Source organism: Quadrisphaera sp. RL12-1S (genome assembly GCF_014270065.1).
Taxonomy (GTDB): domain Bacteria; phylum Actinomycetota; class Actinomycetes; order Actinomycetales; family Quadrisphaeraceae; genus Quadrisphaera.
In genome coordinates this window covers 266,323-282,040 of sequence record NZ_JACNME010000005.1, presented here as the reverse complement: position 1 = coordinate 282,040, position 15,718 = coordinate 266,323, and the positions used below count along the sequence as shown (strand labels likewise).

13 protein-coding genes are annotated in these 15,718 nt (G+C 75.0%); 6 read left to right on the top strand and 7 right to left on the bottom strand.

Annotation, left to right across the window (positions count from 1 at the left end; all coding sequences use genetic code 11):
* Positions 1–256 precede the first annotated feature (256 nt).
* Entirely contained in the window at positions 257–982 is a 726-nt protein-coding gene (locus H7K62_RS12235) for a sugar phosphate isomerase/epimerase family protein (protein ID WP_370591754.1), read from the top strand.
* Positions 979–2,121, top strand: coding sequence for a Gfo/Idh/MocA family protein (locus tag H7K62_RS12230; RefSeq protein WP_186718481.1), 1,143 nt, complete (start codon positions 979–981; stop codon positions 2,119–2,121). The genes H7K62_RS12235 and H7K62_RS12230 overlap by 4 nt, the downstream gene beginning before the upstream one ends.
* Positions 2,122–2,200: 79 nt before the next feature.
* Here H7K62_RS12230 and H7K62_RS12225 read toward each other — a convergent pair whose 3' ends face one another.
* The gene (locus tag H7K62_RS12225; protein ID WP_186718479.1) at positions 2,201–2,344 is read right to left on the bottom strand and encodes a hypothetical protein; all 144 of its coding nucleotides are present in this window, start codon (positions 2,342–2,344) and stop codon (positions 2,201–2,203) included.
* A 158-nt stretch (positions 2,345–2,502) separates the two neighbouring features.
* Here H7K62_RS12225 and H7K62_RS12220 point away from each other — a divergent pair, with 158 nt between their 5' ends.
* On the top strand, positions 2,503–3,429 hold the full coding sequence (locus H7K62_RS12220; protein WP_370591747.1) for an aldo/keto reductase: 927 nt from the start codon (positions 2,503–2,505) through the stop codon (positions 3,427–3,429).
* A gap of 87 nt (positions 3,430–3,516) precedes the next feature.
* Here the strand turns inward: H7K62_RS12220 and H7K62_RS12215 are convergent, their stop codons facing one another.
* Together H7K62_RS12215 and H7K62_RS12210 are read right to left on the bottom strand one after the other, a co-directional pair.
* Entirely contained in the window at positions 3,517–4,896 is a 1,380-nt protein-coding gene (locus H7K62_RS12215) for a peptide MFS transporter (RefSeq protein ID WP_370591753.1), read from the bottom strand.
* Positions 4,897–5,048: 152 nt separating this feature from the next.
* On the bottom strand, positions 5,049–7,175 hold the full coding sequence (locus H7K62_RS12210) for an MMPL family transporter (protein WP_186718475.1): 2,127 nt from the start codon (positions 7,173–7,175) through the stop codon (positions 5,049–5,051).
* An 87-nt stretch (positions 7,176–7,262) separates the two neighbouring features.
* On the opposite strand from H7K62_RS12210, the gene H7K62_RS12205 reads away from it, so the two are divergent.
* On the top strand, positions 7,263–7,775 hold the full coding sequence (locus H7K62_RS12205) for a MarR family winged helix-turn-helix transcriptional regulator (RefSeq protein WP_370591746.1): 513 nt from the start codon (positions 7,263–7,265) through the stop codon (positions 7,773–7,775).
* Here H7K62_RS12205 and H7K62_RS12200 read toward each other — a convergent pair.
* From H7K62_RS12200 to H7K62_RS12190, 3 genes are all read right to left on the bottom strand, one after another.
* Positions 7,766–8,992 carry an aminotransferase-like domain-containing protein gene (locus H7K62_RS12200; RefSeq protein ID WP_370591745.1) on the bottom strand — a complete coding sequence of 409 codons (1,227 nt, stop codon included), beginning with the start codon at positions 8,990–8,992 and terminating at the stop codon, positions 7,766–7,768. The genes H7K62_RS12205 and H7K62_RS12200 overlap by 10 nt on opposite strands.
* 150 nt (positions 8,993–9,142) lie before the next feature.
* Positions 9,143–10,990: an AAA family ATPase gene (locus tag H7K62_RS23895; protein ID WP_186718471.1), complete on the bottom strand. Its 1,848-nt coding sequence runs from the start codon at positions 10,988–10,990 to the stop codon at positions 9,143–9,145.
* Positions 10,987–12,138: an ROK family protein gene (locus H7K62_RS12190; RefSeq protein ID WP_186718469.1), complete on the bottom strand. Its 1,152-nt coding sequence runs from the start codon at positions 12,136–12,138 to the stop codon at positions 10,987–10,989. Before H7K62_RS12190 ends, H7K62_RS23895 begins: the two co-directional genes overlap by 4 nt.
* A gap of 81 nt (positions 12,139–12,219) precedes the next feature.
* On the opposite strand from H7K62_RS12190, the gene H7K62_RS12185 reads away from it, so the two are divergent.
* A complete protein-coding gene (locus tag H7K62_RS12185; protein WP_186718467.1) occupies positions 12,220–13,530 on the top strand; it encodes a DUF1479 domain-containing protein in 1,311 nt (436 codons plus the stop codon).
* Positions 13,531–13,539: 9 nt separating this feature from the next.
* Here H7K62_RS12185 and H7K62_RS12180 read toward each other — a convergent pair whose 3' ends face one another.
* Positions 13,540–14,574 carry an AAA family ATPase gene (locus H7K62_RS12180; RefSeq protein WP_186718465.1) on the bottom strand — a complete coding sequence of 345 codons (1,035 nt, stop codon included), beginning with the start codon at positions 14,572–14,574 and terminating at the stop codon, positions 13,540–13,542.
* Between the two features lie 208 nt (positions 14,575–14,782).
* Here H7K62_RS12180 and H7K62_RS12175 point away from each other — a divergent pair, with 208 nt between their 5' ends.
* The gene (locus H7K62_RS12175) at positions 14,783–15,691 is read left to right on the top strand and encodes an alpha/beta hydrolase (protein WP_370591744.1); all 909 of its coding nucleotides are present in this window, start codon (positions 14,783–14,785) and stop codon (positions 15,689–15,691) included.
* The last annotated feature ends 27 nt before the right edge of the window (positions 15,692–15,718 follow it).

Here is a 15,718-nt window from a genome sequence, read left to right as displayed (position 1 = left end):
AACTCCCTCCTGGCGCCCCCGGTGAGGGGTGCGCGGTCCGACCGCCCATGATGGGCCCCGGCCGACCTTGATCGCGCCAGGCAAGACGCCGACCGGTTGGTCGGGAAGTCCGGCCGGGTGGTTGAGTTGGGGCACGCACCACGACCGCGACGCCGCCACGACGACGAGGAGCAGCGTGTCCACCACACCGCCCACCCGGCCCAGCAGCAGTGACAGCAGCAGGGCCAGCAGCCAGGTCTCCGTCCAGCTCTACACCGTGCGGGAGGCGCTCGCCGACGACGTCGCCGGCACCGTGGCCCGCCTCGCGGAGCTCGGCTTCACGTCTGTGGAGCCCTTCGGCCCGCTGGCGCTGTCCGACGAGCTCGCCGCGGCGCTGGCCGAGCACGACATCGCCGCGCCGACCATGCACCAGGGCTTCCTGGGCAGCGACGACGACGCGCTCGACGCGCTGTTCGCCGCCGCGGCGGCCCGGGGCACCCGCACGGTCATCGACCCCTTCACCCCGGCGGACCGCTGGGGCACCCGCGAGGCGGTCGAGTCCGTGGCCGCGGAGCTGGCCGCGGCCGCCGCCGTCGCCGCCCGTCACGGCGTGCGCGTCGGGTACCACAACCACGCCCACGAGCTGGCCAGTGACATCGACGGGACGTCGGCCTTCGAGGTGCTCGCGCAGCGCCTCGCCGAGGTGGCGCCCGAGGTGGTCCTCGAGGTCGACACCTACTGGGTGGCGGTCGGTGGGCACGACCCCGTGGCGCTGCTGCAGCGCCTGGGTGACCAGGTGGTGGCCCTGCACCTCAAGGACGGTCCCGCGACCGCCGAGGTGCTCGACCAGGTGGCCCTGGGCCAGGGGTCGATCGCGGTGGCCGACGTGGTGGCCGCGGCGCCGTCGGCCCTGCGCGTCATCGAGCTCGACGACTCCCGCGGCGACCGCTTCACCGCGGTGGCCGACGGCCTGGCGTTCCTGCGCGAGAAGGGCCTGGCATGACCAGCACGACGACGGGCGCGGGCGGGGCGCGGGGCGGTCCCCGCGGCAGCGGCCGCGTGGGGGTGGGCGTCATCGGCGCCGGCACCATCAGCACCCAGTACCTGACCAACCTCACCTCCTTCCCCGACCTCGACGTCAAGGTGGTGGCCGACCTCGCCGTCGAGCGCGCCCAGGCGCAGGCCGAGGCGTTCGGCGTGCCCCGCTGGGGCGCGGTGGAGGACGTCCTCGCCGACCCCGAGGTGGAGGTGGTGGTCAACCTGACCATCCCCGCCGCGCACGTGGAGGTGGCGACCGCCGCGGTGGCCGCCGGCAAGGACGTGTGGACCGAGAAGCCGTTCGCCCTCGACCGCGCCAGCGGCACCTCGCTGCTGGAGGCGGCCGCAGCGGCCGACCGGCGCGTGGCGACGGCCCCCGACACCTTCCTCGGCGCGGGCCTGCAGAGCGCCCGCCGCCTGCTGGAGTCCGGTGCCGTCGGTGACCCGCTCACCGCGCTGGTGCTCCTGCAGAGCGCGGGCCCGGAGAGCTGGCACCCGGACCCGGCGTTCCTCTTCGCGGACGGGGCGGGCCCCCTGTTCGACCTGGGCCCGTACTACCTCACCGCCCTCGTGCAGCTGCTCGGACCGGTGGGGCGGGTCTCGGCGACGGCGTCGAAGGCCCGCCCGCAGCGCACCATCGGCTCGGGTCCGAAGGCCGGCCAGGTCTTCGACGTGCAGGTCCCCACCCACGTCTCGGCGCTGTTCGAGTTCGAGGGCGGGGCGTCGGCCACGGCCGTGTTCAGCTTCGACTCCGCCGTGAACCGCACCCAGCTCGAGGTGGCGGGTGCCGGAGGCACGCTGGAGCTGCCCGACCCGAACACGTTCGAGGGCGCCACCGTGGTGCACGCGCTGGGGGAGGAGCCCCGCGACGAGGCCCCCACCGGCTCCACGGCGGGACGCGGCCAGGGCGTGCTGGAGCTCGCCCGGGCGATCCGCGCCGGGCGGCCCGAGCGCGCCAGCGGCGAGCAGGCCTTCCACGTGGTCGACGTCATGGTCTCCACCATCGAGGCGGCCCAGCGGCGCACGCCGGTGGACGTGGAGAGCACCACGGCGGTGGCGCCCGCGCTGCCGCCGGACTGGGACCCGACGGCTCGGACCCTCTGACCCGCACGCACGCCGACGGCCCCGCCACCCCCTCGTCAGGGGTGGCGGGGCCGTCGGCGTCCGCGGGGTCCGCGCCCCGCTAGAACACCCTTCGGCGGGAGCCGCCGATCGGCACGAAGTTCAGCACGATGCCCACGATGAGCAGGATGATCCCCAGGATCCAGAGGATCTGGATGTTGAGGAAGAAGCCCAGCAGCAGCAGGACCAGCCCCAGGACGATCACGGTGACCTCCTCAGTTGAACAACCTCTGGATCACTCCAGCTGATGAGGACTGTCCTCGCTTCCTGTGACCTGGGCCACTCGATCTTCACCCGTCCAGGGGCCTCCCCGCGAGCGGGGCCGGGGTGGCCGGTGAGCAGCCCGTTGACAGGATGGGGTCCGTGAAGACCCAGCAGCTCGGCCGCACCGGCCTCGAGGTCAGCAGCATCGTCCTCGGCCTCATGCGCATCGACTCCCTCGACGACGCGGCCATCGACGCCCTCGTCCGCACCGCCCTCGACGAGGGCGTCACCGTGCTCGACCACGCCGACGTCTACGGCGGCGACCACCTCTGCGAGCGCCGCTTCGCGGAGGCCGTGAAGCTCACGCCGTCCGAGCGCGAGCGCGTGGTCATCCAGTCCAAGTGCGGCATCCGCGACGGCTTCTTCGACTTCTCCACCGACCACATCCTGTCCGCGGTGGACGCGTCGCTGGCGGCGCTGCAGACCGACCACCTCGACGTCCTCCTGCTGCACCGCCCCGACGCCCTCGTGGAGCCCGAGGAGGTCGCCGCCGCGTTCGACCAGCTGGAGGCGGCGGGCAAGGTCCGCCACTTCGGCGTCTCCAACCACACCCCGTACCAGCAGGAGCTGCTGAAGACGGTGGTGCGCCAGCCGCTGGTGGCCAACCAGGTGCAGCTCAGCCTCACCCACTCCTCGCTGGTCTCGACCGGCGTCGCCTCGAACATGGAGGACCTGGAGCAGTCGGTCCACCGCGACGGTGGCATGCTCGACCACGCCCGCCTCCACGGCACGACGCTGCAGGCGTGGTCGCCGTTCCAAGGCGGCTTCTTCACCGGCGTCTTCCTGGGCGACCGCGACAAGTACGCCGAGCTCAACGACGTGCTCGAGGAGCTCGCCGACGCCCACGGCGTCACCCCGACGGGCATCGCGACGGCGTGGATCACGCGCCACCCCGCCGACATCCAGGTGGTGGTCGGCACCACCAAGCCCGAGCGCGTGCGCGAAGCCGTCGCCGGCTCCGACGTCCGCCTGAGCCGGCAGGAGTGGTACCGCCTCTTCACCGCCGCCGGGTCGCTGGTCCCCTGACCGCACCTCCGGCGGGCGCTGCGGACCAGCGCCCGCCGGAGCACGCCAGAGCACGTCGACGCGCGGCGGCGGCGAGCGGGGGGTCGCTCAGTCGACGCCGCTCATGAGCCGGTGCACCGGCTTGGCCACCAGCGCCAGGACGACGGCGAGCGCGATGGCCACCAGGCCCAGCACGCTGAAGTACCCCGCCTGCCCCTGCGGCGTCCAGTTCCCGGCGAAGACGCCGGCCAGCGCCGAGCCGAGCGCGGTGGACAGGAACCACAGCGCCACCATCTGCGTGGGGAACGCGCGCGGCGCCAGCTTGGTGGACAGCGACAGCCCCACCGGGGAGAGCAGCAGCTCCGCCACGGTGAAGGCCAGCAGTACCCCGACCAGCCCGAGCAGCGGCGCGCTGTGCGGAGTCGGGTCGGACATGGGCAGGAACAGCAGGAACGCCACGCCCATGACGCCCACGCCCGCGGCGAACTTCACCGGCGTGGACGGCTGGCGCGAGCCGAGCCGCGTCCACAGCGCGGCGAAGACGCCCGACAGCACGATGATGAAGACCGGGTTGATCGACTGCACCCAGGACGCCGGCACGGTCCACCCGAACAGCGACCGGTCCAGCTGGGAGTCGGCGAACAGCGCGACCACCGTCGACTGCTGCTGGTACAGCGACCAGAACGCCACCGAGGCGACGAACATCGGGATGAAGGCCAATACCCGGCGCCGCTCCACGGCGTCGAGCCGGGAGCTGCTCAGCAGGAACGCGAAGTACGCCAACGACGCGACCGCGCAGGTCACGGCCACGATCGTCGCCAGTCCCGCCAGCGGCAGCAGGCCGAGGAACCCCGCCACGGCGATGAGGACGACGACGGCGACCGCCACCAGCGCCCACCGCAGCCGCTGCGCGGCCGGCAGCGGGTCCGGCACGCGGGAGGCCTCACCGCCGCGCAGGCCCCGCCGGCCGACGGCGTACTGCGTGAGCCCGAGCGCCATGCCGACGGCCGCCAGCCCGAACCCGACGTGGAACCCGACCGCGCTCTGCGCGAGGCCGGTCAGCAGCGGCCCGATGAGCGCGCCGACGTTGATGCCCAGGTAGAACAGCGAGAACCCGGCGTCGCGGCGGGTGTCGCCCTCGGCGTAGAGGGTGCCGACCAGCGCCGTCGCCGTCGCCTTGACCCCGCCGCTGCCCAGCGCCACGAGCACCAGGCCCGCGCCCACGCCGGCCAGGCCGGGCAGCACCGCCAGCGCGATGTGCCCGAGCATCACCACGCACGCGCTGCCGAACAGCACGCGCTCGCGGCCGGCGAGCCGGTCGGAGACCCAGCCGCCCACGATGGTGGACAGGTACACCAGGCCGCCGTAGGCGCCGACGATGCTCGTGGCGGTGGCCTGCGGGACGCCGAGCCCGCCGTCGGCGACGGAGTAGTAGAGGTAGTAGGCGAGGATCGCCTGCATCCCGTAGAAGCTGAACCGCTCCCACATCTCCACGCCGAACAGGTGCGCCAGCGCTCGCGGCTGGCCCAGGAACCCGCGGTCGCCCGCGGCCGTGGGGGCTTCGTCCGTCACGCTCACGGGGTTCGAGGTTGCCACCGGCACCGGGTCTTCGCGAATCCACCGTGATCATGGGCGGGGTGTCAGGGGTGGGTCGCCAGCTCCGGGGCGGAGGCCGACGGCGGGAGGTCGTCACCGGCGCCACCGCGGTGGCGCTGCGCCCGGGAGAGCGCTCCCGGCCACCACGCCCGCCGGTCCAGCAGCGTGAACAGCGCCGGCACCAGCAGCGTGCGGACCAACAGCGTGTCGAGCAGCACGCCGATCCCCACGATGATCCCCAGCTCGGTGAGGGTGATGAGCGGCAGCACCCCCAGCACGGTGAACACCGCAGCCAGCAGCACCCCGGCGCTCGTGATGACCGCGCCCGTCACCGACACGCCCACCACCACGGCCTGCCGGGTGCCGCGCGCCGGCACCTCCTCGCGCACCCGGGTGACGAGGAAGATGTTGTAGTCCACCCCGAGGGCGACGAGGAACAGGAACGCCAGCAGCGGCACGCCCGTGTCGAGCCCCGGGTACCCCAGCACGGACGTGGCCAGCCAGTTCCCCGCGCCCAGCGCGGCGAAGAAGCTCGCCACCACGGTGGCCACGAGCACCAGCGGCCCGACCAGCGCCCGCAGCAGCACCACGAGCACCGCCAGCACGACCAGCAGGACCAGCGGGGCCACCACGCGCAGGTCGCCCTCGGTGGCGACCTTGACGTCGAGGCCGTCGGCCGTGCTGCCGCCCACGAGGGACTGCCCGGGCACGGCGTCGAGCGCGCTCCGCAGGCGCTCCACCGTCGCCTGCGCGGCGGAGCTGCCGGGGTCGCCGTCGAGCACGGCGGTGACCTCGGTGAGGCCGGTCCCCTGGCGCCCCGCGCTCGCGGACGCCACTCCCGGCACGGCCGAGGCGGTGTCGACGACGCCCTGGACGACGGTCGGGTCCGTGCTCCGCACGATGATCCGCGCCGGGTCGGACGCGCCCGCCGGGAACGCCTTCGCCAGCGTCTCCACCCCCGCCACGGCCTCGGCCTCGACGCGGAACTGCTCGGTCTGGCTCAGCCCCAGCCGGGCCCCCGACAGCCCCGCGGCCATCACCGCGAGGACGGCGACGGCGACCGCCACCACGCGCCACGGCCGCGCCACCACGGCGCGCCCGATCGCCGACCAGGGACCGGTCAGCGACGTCTCCGCCGAGCCGACCCTGGGCACGAACGGCCAGAACACCCCCCGCCCGCAGACCACGAGCGCCGCGGGCAGCACGAACAGCGCGAACAGCGCCGCCACCGCGATGCCGAGCGCCCCGAACTGCCCGACGCTGCGGTTGGAGCCCAGCACCGCGAACGACAGCGCCAGCAGCGACAGCACCACCGTGCCCGCGCTCGCGGCGATCGCCGGGGCGGCCCCGCGCCAGGCCCTGCGCATGGCGAGGCGGCGGTCGGCCTCGCGCCGCAGCTCCTCGCGGTAGCGGGCGATGAGCAGCAGGGCGTAGTTGGTGCCCGCGCCGAAGACCAGCACGTCGGCGATGCCGCCGGTGGAGGGGTCCAGCACCACCCCGAAGGCGCGCGAGACCACGGCGAACAGCGCCGTGGCCGCGGCCGCCGAGGCGCCGACCACGGCCAGCGGCACGAGCCAGAGCACCGGGCTGCGGTACGTCACGAGCAGCAGCACGGCCACGACGAGCACGGTGGTGAGCAACAGCGTGACGTTCGCGCCGTCGAACTGGGAGGCGATGTCGGTGGTGAACGCCGCTCCGCCCGTGACCTGCGCGGTCAGGCCGGAGGGCAGGTCGGCGGTGGCGGCGCGCAGGTCGGCGCGGATGGCCTGGACGGTGCCGGTCAGCGCCTCGGTGCCCCCGGCGGAGCTCAGCGGCACGGCCACCAGCGCCGTCGTCCCGTCCTGGGAGGTCACCGGCGGGGCGACCCGCCCGCCCTCGGCCACCTGGGCCAGCTGCCCCGACAGCTGCTGCAGCGCCGCGGTGTCACCGGCCTGGAGGCCGCCGTCGCGGCGGACGACGACGAGCGCCGACGTCGCGTCGGCACCGGGCAGCTGCTTCGCCAGCTCGGCCACCTGCACCGACTCGGCGGCCGAGGGCAGCCCGGCGCTGACGCCCGAGCCCCGGTCGGGGGAGGGGGCGAACACCGTCAGCCCGACGGCCACCAGCAGGCCCAGCGCCACGGACGCCCAGGCGCTGCGCCGTCCGACGGGTGCGTGCAGCACATGTCTCATGAAAACCTCTCGATGGTCGAACCTCTCGATGGGTGAGATGATGGAGCGCGGCGGGGCCGAGCGCAAGGCGGAGGGAGGATGGTGGGCGTGGCGCAGCAGCAGGAGGGGCACGACGACGAGCGCGCGCGGCTGCAGCGGGTCCTCGTCGACGACGTCCGCACCCTCACCTACCGCACGCAGCACCTCGCGCACGCCTTCGCCGAGCACCAGACCATGCACCCCACGGACCTCGAGGCGATGGTCCACGTCATGCAGGCCGAGACCGACGGCGACCCGCTCACCGCCGGCGGCCTCGCCGGCGCGCTGAACCTCAGCTCAGCCGCCACCACCAGCGTCGTCGACAGGCTGGAGCGCGCCGGCCACGTCCAGCGCGAGCGGGACGCCGTGGACCGCCGCCGCGTCCACCTGCGGATCACGCGCGAGGCGATGGGTGTCGCGGGGGCGTTCTTCGGCCCGCTCGGCCGGCGGACCGACGCGGTGATGGCGCAGTTCAGCGAGGCCGAGCTGGCAGCCGTGCACCGCTTCCTCGTGGGGTTCAGCCAGGCGATGGAGGACGCCGAGCGCGAGCACCGCTCCGCGTCGTCACCGGCTCAGCCCTGACGCAGCGCCCGTCCGAACGCCCGGCCCAGGCGTGACAGGCCCTCGCGGGTCCGCTCGGGGGAGTGCGTGGTGAAGGACAGCCGCAGCGTCGAGCGGTCCGGGGTCCCGGCGTAGAACGGGGCCCCGGGCACGAAGGCGGCGCCGTGCTCGAGCGCCGCCGGCAGCAGGGTCGCGGCGTCGACGCCTCCGGGCAGGCGGGCCCACACGAACATGCCGCCGTCCGGGTCGGTCCACGTCGACCCCGGCGGCAGCGCGTGGGGCAGCGTCTCCAGCACGGCGTCCCGGCGGGCGCCGTAGGCGGCGCGCAGCGCCGCGACGTGCGCGTCGAGGTCGTTCTCCGTCAGGTACACCGCGGCGGCGGCCTGGTCGAGGGTGGAGGTGTGCAGGTCGGCGGCCTGCTTGGCCACCGCCAACCGGGCCCTCAGCTCCCGCGGGGCGCGCAGCCACCCCAGCCGCAGGCCCGGCGCGAACACCTTGGACAGGCTGCCCAGGTAGACGGCCCGCCCCTCCAGCGCCGGCTGGGAGGCCAGCGGTGCCAGCGCCTGGCCGCGGTAGCGCAGCTCGCCGTACGGGTCGTCCTCGACCACCCACGTCGGGCGGGCGGCCAGCAGCGCGGCCACCTCCGCGCGCCGGGTGGTGCTCAGGGTGCGGCCGGTCGGGTTGGCGAAGGTCGGCACGAGGTAGACCAGCGCGGGGGAGTGCTCGTCCAGCACGCGCTCCAGGGAGGCGGGCACCACGCCGTCGTCGTCGCTGGCCACGGGCACCACGCGGGCCCCGGCCAGCGCGAAGCTCTGCAGGGCGGCCAGGTAGGTGGGCTCCTCCACGGCGACGACGGCGCCCGGGTCCAGCAGCGCGGTGCTCAGCAGGGCCAGCGCCTGCTGCGAGCCGGTGGTGACGAGCACGTCGTCCGCCGTCGTCGCCAGCCCGCGGGAGCTCGTGCGGGCGGCGAGCAGGGCGCGCAGCTCGGCGCTCCCCTCGGTGGGCGCGTACTGCAGCGCGGTGCGCGCCCCCGGGCCCGACAGCACCGCGTCGACGGCGGCGCGCACGCCGTCGACGTCGAACAGCTCCGGCGCAGGGAGACCACCCGCGAAGGAGATGACCTCCGGCCGGGCGGCCAGGGCGAGCAGGTCCCGCACGGGCGAGCTGGCCACGCCGCGCAGGCGCTGGGCCAGGGGGAGGGAGGGGGTGGGGGTGGCGGGGGGTGGTGTGCTGGTCACGACGAGGGCTCCGCGAGTCGGGGGAACCGGCGCCCGGCAGCCCGCGAGGGTGGTCAGCGGGGGAGCGCCACGAGGAGTCCTGGTCGAGGACGGCGCCAGCCTACCGATCCCGCGTGACGCCTGGTCGTGGGCGGCGCCTCCGGGCGCGGGTCAGGTGGCCGTCTGGAGCTCCCAGCCCTCGGGCCCCCGCCGCACGGCTGTGACGCGCAGCGTCCCGCCGCGCGGCGCGGACGCCAGGGTGCGCGCGAGCGGGTTGACCAGCACGGTCTCGACAGCGGCCCCCACCCCGCGGCCACCGGACCCCAGGTGTGCGACCGCCTGCTCCTCCAGCGCCGCGAGCACCGGCGCCTCCAGGACCACCTCCACGCCGCGGCGCTGGAGGACGGCGTCGACCACCGCGCGGGCCTGCCGCTGCACGAGGACACCCGCGACCTGCTCGGAGACCGCGTCGAAGACCACCACGTTGTCACCGATGCGGCTGAGCAGCTCCGGGCGCTGCAGCTCCTCCACGAAGTGGCGCCGCACGGCCGTGAGCACCGCCGTCCGCGCCGCAGCCACCTCGGCCGGTCCAATGGGACCGGGAGCGGGGCCGACGGCTGCGGCCTGCGGCGCGCCCAGGTTCGAGGTGAAGATGATCACGCACTCGCTGAAGTAGACGGTGCTCCCGCTCCCGTCGGTGAGGCGGCCGTCCTCGAGGATCTGCAGGAACGTGTCGAGGATCCGCGGGTGCGCCTTCTCGACCTCGTCGAAGAGCAGGACGGAGAACGGCTTCTGCCGCACGGCGTTGGTCAGCTCACCGCCCGCGTGGAAGCCGACGTAGCCCGGGGGCGCCCCGATGAGCCGGGCCTCGCTGTGCTCGGCGGCGAACTCGCTCATGTCGAAGCGCGTGCAGGCGTCGTCAGCGCCGAAGAGCACCTCGGCCAGGGCCTTCGCGAGCTCGGTCTTCCCGACGCCGGTGGGTCCTGCGAAGAAGAGGACGCCCTGGGGCCGGCTCGACGAGCCCCGGTGCTGGGCACCGGTGAGGCCCATGGCCGAGCGCAGCAGCACGTCGAGGGAGTGCCGCACCGCGCGCTGCTGGCCGAGCACCCGCTGGCTGACGGTCTCCTCGGCGCGGGCGACGCGGTCGAGCAGCGCCGGGTCCTGCCAGGGGCTCTCCAGGGAGCCGGCGCGGAAGCTGCGCACCGCCTCGGTGACGTGCTCGGCGGGCACGTCCTGGTCGACGGCCAGGCGCGCCACGTCGTGCATCGCGCGCACCGTCATGCCCTGCGTCGACTCCGCCAGCGCGGCCACGACGGCCTCCTGCTGGTCGGGGGCCAGGTCGGCGTGGCCGGGCAGCGCGGGGGCGACGTCCTGGGCCACCCGCAGCCGCTCGGCCAGCTCCGGGAGGGGGATGCTCACCGAGGCCGTGCCCGGCGACCGGACCAGCCAGGCCGGGGCGGAGGGGGTGCCGTCGACCAGCCACAGCACGGGGTTGAGCAGCGGGACGCGCCGCCCCGGCCGGGTGGTGCCCGTGGCCGGTGCGCGCGTGAGGCGCTGGCAGACCTGGAGCAGGGTGCGCACCTCGGGGGAGGATGAGCCGTCCTCGTGCCAGAAGGTCTCCGCGACGTCCACGACCACGGCCACCCGCAGCGCGGTCTGCGTCGTCGACAGCTTGACCAGGTCCGCGAGCCGGCCGGGGGTGGCGGCCGTCGAGCGCCCCAGGTGGGCGTCGGGGAAGAACGCGTCGCTGCTCACGCCCTCGCGCGCGTGCGCGAGCACGATGCCGTCGAGGGGGTCGTAGCGGTAGACGAGCTCGTAGCCCTCGCCGCGCAGCAGCGCCACCAGCGCCGCGACGGCGTCGAGGTGGCCGGGCGCGCCGACGTCGTCGTGGACGCGGTGCAGGTCGGCCACGGAGCCGCTGATGACGAACTGGCTGGCGAAGGGGAGGGCCAGCGCCACCTGCCGCAGCCAGCCCGGCAGCGCGGCGACCGGGCCGGTCGGGCCGGTCGGGCGGCTCACGCGAGCTCCGCCGCGGCGGGCAGGCCGACGCGCTGGCAGGCGAGGCGGTGGGCCTCTGCGCCCGCGCCCCCCAGCGGGGAGAACGGTGCTGTCGCCACCTCGGGCGGGTCGAGGCAGAAGCGCTCCAGCGCACCGCCGAGCTCGGTCAGGAGCACCTCGTGGCGCGTCCAGGGGCCGGCCACCAGCAGCGCGGACGGGTTGAGCGCCACGGTGAGGTTGACGACGGCGGTCACCACCAGGTCGACGACCTCGCGGGCCTGCTCGGTCAGCTCCGGCGCGGCGAGGAGGCGCTCGACCGCTGCGAGGTCGAGGCCGTACTGGTCGGCGCGGCCGATGCCGCAGTGCCCCAGGGCCTGCGTGAGGTCGAGGGAGCGCGTCGAGCGCAGGTAGCCGATCTCACCTCCGAGCCCACCACGGCCCCGGTACAGCCGGCCCCCCAGGAGGAGGGCGGCGCCGATGCCCGCGCCGACGTACACGTAGACGACGTCGTCCACGCCGCGGGCGGCGCCGGAGCGGTGCTCGTGCACAGCGGCCCAGTTCACGTCGTTGTCGACGACGAGGCAGTCGGTGGCCTCGGGGGGCAGCACCTCGCGAGGGTCCAGGTGGCCCGCGCGGAACGCCTCGCGCTCGAGGTCGAGCAGGACGCCGGTGCGGGCGTCGACCGGGCCGGCCAGGGAGACGGCGGTGGCGAGCAGGGGAGACCCGGCGGCCGCCTCGACCTCGACGACGGCGGTGCGCAGGCCCTCGACCACCGCTGCTCGCCCGGCCTCCGGCCCGAGTGGGGTGGTGGCGGTGGCCAGCACCGCGCCGTCCAGGGCGCGGGCCTCCACCTCGAGCGCCCCGGGCTGCACCGACAGGGCCAGGGAGTGACCGCGGGAGGCGTTGATCTGCACGAGCGTGGCGACACCGCCGCGGCGCCCCGTGCGGACCCCCACCTCGTGGACGAGGCCGCGCTCGAGCAGGCGGGCTGCCGAGGTCGACACCGCTGGCTTCGAGAGCCCCGTCGCCGCGGCGACCTCGGCCCGTGAGATCGGGCCGGCCGCGTCCCGGAGGGCCACGAGGACGTGGTGGTCGGTGAGGGAGGCCAGCACGCCGGGACGCGGAGGGGCGACCGGGGTGGGCCCTCCGTCACCGGGGGTTGACGCCACGGGGTCTCCCTCCTAGGTTCACCATCCAGTCAACGTATCTTACTGAATGCTCCCGCTGACCCGTCGAAGGAGATCGCGCCCGTGGCTGAGCACACCGCCGAGCAGACCAGCTGGACCGAGCCGCCCGCCGACTACCCCGCCGCCATCCGTGCGGTGAAGCGCAGGCTCCGCGCGCAGATCGGCGACGTCGACGCGCTCTTCGCCCGCATCGAGGACAGGCTGCGGCCGAAGGTCGAGGAGGTCGTGGCCCTCAAGGAGCGCGGGGAGGCCGTCTGGCCCGTCGTGCAGTTCTCCGACATCGCCGCGGGGACCGTCCCCGCCGAGACCGTCGACCTCATCCACCGCCGCGGCTGCGCCGTGGTGCGCGGCCAGGTGCCCGCCGAGCAGGCGCTCGGGTGGGACGCCTCGCTCGTCGAGTACCTCGACCGCAACGACTTCGCGGGCGTGTACCGCGGACCGGCCGACGACTTCTTCGGCACGCTCGAGGCCTCCGCTCCGGAGATCTACCCCATCTACTGGTCCGCCGCCCAGATGGAGGCCCGCCAGCACGAGAACACCGCGAAGGTGCAGAGCTTCCTCAACGCGATGTGGAAGAGCGAGTCCCGGGGGGTCACCTGGTTCGACCCCGACCAGGACTCGATGTACCCCGACCGCATCCGCCGCCGTCCCCCGGGCGCGACCTCGGGCGGCCTGTCCGGGCACACCGACTCCGGGTCCGTGGAGCGCTGGCTCACACCGGCCTACCAGCAGGTCTTCGCGCCCCTGTTCGACGGCGACGTCGACGCCTACGACCCCTGGGACGCCGCGTACCGGACCGAGGTCGACGAGTACCCGTCCTCGACGATGTGCAGCGTCTTCCGCAGCTTCCAGGGCTGGCTCGCCATGTCGGAGATGCAGCACGACCAGGGCGTCCTGTGGACCGTCCCGATCCCCGAGGCCATGGCCTACATCATCGTCCGGCCCCTGCTCAGCGACGTCCCCGAGGACTCCCTGTGCGGCGCCGAGCAGGGCATGGCCCTCGGCGTGCACGAGGAGTGGCACCCGCTGCTCACCCGGGCCACCGTCGGCATCCCGACCGTCCAGCCCGGAGACTCGGTGTGGTGGCACAGCGACCTCGTCCACGGGGTCGCCCCGGTGCAGGACCAGAAGGGCTGGGGCAACGTCATCTACATCCCCGCGGCTCCGATGTGCGCCAAGAACGCCGCCTACGCCGCCGACGTGGCCGAGAGGTTCCGCCGCGGCGAGAGCCCCCGTGACTTCCCCGAGGAGCACTACGAGGCGTCGTGGGAGGACCGCTTCCGCGAGTCCGACCTCAACGAGGTCGGGCGTCGGGGGCTGGGCGTCCAGCGCGGCGCCTCCGCCCCGGCCCGGGCGGCGCAGGCCCGCGCCTGACGGCCGGCCTCAGCCGAGCCAGCGGCGTCGGCGGGACCCCTGCCCGGCGGCGGGGTCCTGCCCGAGCGCCTGCGCGGCCTCGGTGATGTCCTGCGCCCACAGGGTCATCACCTCGTCGCGCTCGAGCACGGCCACGTCGTCCTGCGCCGCCCGCGTCAGCCGCAGCGCCTGGCGGTTGAGCGCCTGCTCGAACAGCGTCCGCACGAAGCGCGCGTTGCCCGAGTCCTGCCCCGACCGGAGCCCGCCCAGCACGGCCCTCAGCGCCTCGGCCGCCCCCGGCGCCAGCGCGTACTCGTGCTCGGCCACCACGAGGGAGAAGATCTGCTCCAGCTCGGCCACCGAGTAGTCGGGGAATGTGATCTCCCGCGCGAAGCGGGAGCGCAGCCCGGGGTTGGACCGCAAGAACGCCTCCATCAGCGCCGGGTAGCCGGCGACGACGACGACCAGGCGGTGGCGGTGGTCCTCCATGCGCTTGAGCAGCACCTCGACGGCCTCGGGGCCGAAGTCGAGCCGGCCCTCGCCCTCGGGGGAGAGCGAGTACGCCTCGTCGATGAAGAGCACGCCGTCGAGGGCGGACCGGATGACCCGGTCGGTCTTGAGGGCCGTCGCGCCGACGTACTGGCCCACCAGCCCCGCGCGGTCGACCTCCACGAGGTGTCCCTTGGCGAGCAGCCCCACCGCGCGGTACATCTCCGCCAGCAGCCGCGCCACGGTGGTCTTGCCGGTGCCGGGGTTGCCGAGGAAGACGAGGTGCTGCGACGTCGCGACCTCCGGCAGCCCGTGGTCCTTGCGGCGCGCCTGCACCTGCAGGAACGCGAGCAGCGCCCTGACCTGCTCCTTGACGTCCTCCAGACCGACCAGGGCGTCGAGGTCCGCCAGCACCAGCGCGAGCGGGCGCGCCGGGGCGGTGGGCCCCCCGAAGAGCACGCTGACGCGCTCCTCCACCCCGCGCAGGCCAGGGCCCGGCAGGCGCTCTCCCAGCTTCTCCCCGAGCTGTCCCGCCTTCTCGCGCAGGCCGTCCAGGGGGTTGCGGGGAGGGGCCATGCGGCGAGCGTAAGGCGGTGGTCCGCGCCCGCGCCCGCTGTGCTGCCCGCTGTCCTGCCCGCTGTCCTGCCCGCTTGGCGGGGTACCGCGTCTCGGAGACCGGAGCCCTGTCGGACGCGGCTCCGGCCTCCAGCAGGAGCCACCCCATCCCGCCGCGCAGCTCCACCACGAGGGCGTCCCGCCCGGGGAGCCCCCTACCGTGGGGCGGGTGCCCCTGCCCGACCCCGCCAGCCGCGTGATCCCGCCGCTCATGCGCCTGCTGCACTTCAACCGGACCTTCGTCACCGAGCAGGGCGCGCACGAGCGCATCCGCGAGGCGACCCTGCGTCCTGCCGCCTACGGACCCCCGCGGACCCTGCGCCGGGACGTGCGGCTCGACGTCGTCCACGACCGCGGCTGGCCCGTCTACACGCTCACCCCCACCAGCGCCGAGCGCCCGGTCGGCGGGGTCGTCTACGCCCACGGGGGCGGCTGGGTCAACGAGATCGTCCGGCAGCAGTGGCACCTCGCGGCCCGTGTGGCGGCCGAGGCGGGCGTGGTCGTCACCGTGCCGATCTACCCGCTCGTCCCCCACGGCACGGCAGGCCCCACCCGTGAGCGCGTGGTCGAGCTGGTCCGGGCGAGCGCCGAGCAGCACGGACCCACGGGCGTCATGGGTGACTCCGCGGGAGGGCAGATCGCGCTGTCCGCGGCGCTCGCGCTGCGCGACGAGGGCGTGCGGCTGCCCCTGACCCTGCTCGTCTCCCCGGCGCTCGACCTCACGTGGAGCAACCCGCGCATCCCCGTGGTGCAGCCCACCGACCCGTGGCTGGCCACGCCCGGTGGCCGGGTGCTGGCGGCGGCCTGGCGCGGCGACCTCCCCCTCACCGACCCCGCCGTCAGCCCGCTCTTCGGCGACCTCACCGGCCTGGGACCGCTGACGGTGTTCACCGGCACCCGCGACGTGCTCAACCCCGACGCGCTGCTGCTGGTGGACAAGGCCCGTACCGCCGGCGTGGAGGTGGAGCTGCACGAGGCTCCCGGCCAGCTCCACGTCTACCCGGTGCTGCCCACGCCGCCGGGCCGCGCCGCCGCCGAGGTGCTGGTCGCGCGGGTGGCCCGGGCCCTGCGCCCCTGACCGTGACCGCGACCGGGGTGGCCGACG